Source organism: Pseudomonas sp. IPO3778 (genome assembly GCF_013386825.1).
GTDB lineage: Bacteria > Pseudomonadota > Gammaproteobacteria > Pseudomonadales > Pseudomonadaceae > Aquipseudomonas.
Genome location: NZ_JACARC010000120.1, coordinates 1 through 683, shown reverse-complemented (window position 1 = coordinate 683; position 683 = coordinate 1). Strand labels below are relative to the sequence as shown.

The following is a 683-nucleotide window of genomic DNA, read 5'->3' as shown; positions in this document are numbered from 1 at the left end:
GATGCGATGCCATTGGCGCTTATTGAGCAGGTACCAGGAGCCGCGTGCGCGATTTTTGGCGAACCGGAAGTGCAGCGCAGGGTGACTGGCGTCCCGTAGATCGCGCACATGCTCAAGCTTGGCATTGCGGACAATCTCGGCATCCGACAGCTTCACCGTCAGGGTTTTGATTTGAGTACTCAAGAATCGCCCTCCTTGGGGGCAAGGAGGTCAACGACCTCAAACGTGGTTGGCCACATCCAGGCGCCATAGCGCATGGCCATCGCCTCGTCCGCAAACAGCGCCAAGGCGTGATCAGGCGTTGAGCTAAGGTCCACCTTGAAAGAGCAGCAGTGCACTGCAAACCGGTAAACACGGGGCTCGGGTGTCGCAAAGCGCCTGGTAGGCATCAGAATCTCTCCTTTGATTTGTAGCGGTCGGCCAGGCTGGCAACTTTTTCCGGCTTGGGTTGCTCCACCCATCCGGCAGCCAGTTGCTCGAACCGGCTGTACTGACCAAGGAACGCCGTTCGAACGGTGCCGGTTTCAATGTCCCGGCCTTTACCAATGATGATTTCGGCTATTCCTTTCGCCTCGGTGTGCTCGTGGTAAACCTCGTCGCGGTAAACGAACAGAATGATGTCGGCGTCTTGCTCAATAGCACCGGATTCGCGCAGGTCAGAGCAGAGCGGGCGCTTGTTCGGG

At 58.0% G+C, this 683-nt stretch carries 2 protein-coding genes and 1 pseudogene; all 3 read right to left on the bottom strand.

Annotation, left to right across the window (positions count from 1 at the left end; all coding sequences use genetic code 11):
• Window positions 1-183: pseudogene (locus HX855_RS32830) on the bottom strand (site-specific integrase); the annotation flags it as partial.
• Window positions 180-389 (bottom strand): hypothetical protein, encoded by a 210-nt coding sequence (locus tag HX855_RS33590; RefSeq protein WP_218180374.1) that lies wholly within the window; start codon window positions 387-389, stop codon window positions 180-182. The gene HX855_RS33590 and the pseudogene HX855_RS32830, both read right to left, overlap by 4 nt.
• A partial coding sequence (locus HX855_RS32825) for a DnaB-like helicase C-terminal domain-containing protein (protein ID WP_306219240.1) occupies window positions 389-683 on the bottom strand: 295 nt, incomplete at its 5' end. The genes HX855_RS33590 and HX855_RS32825, both read right to left, overlap by 1 nt.

What these genes read in the sequence shown, in the direction of transcription:
- HX855_RS33590 (WP_218180374.1), bottom strand. Translation starts at nt 389, where the DNA reads ATGCCTACCAGGCGCTTTGCGACACCCGAGCCCCGTGTTTACCGGTTT.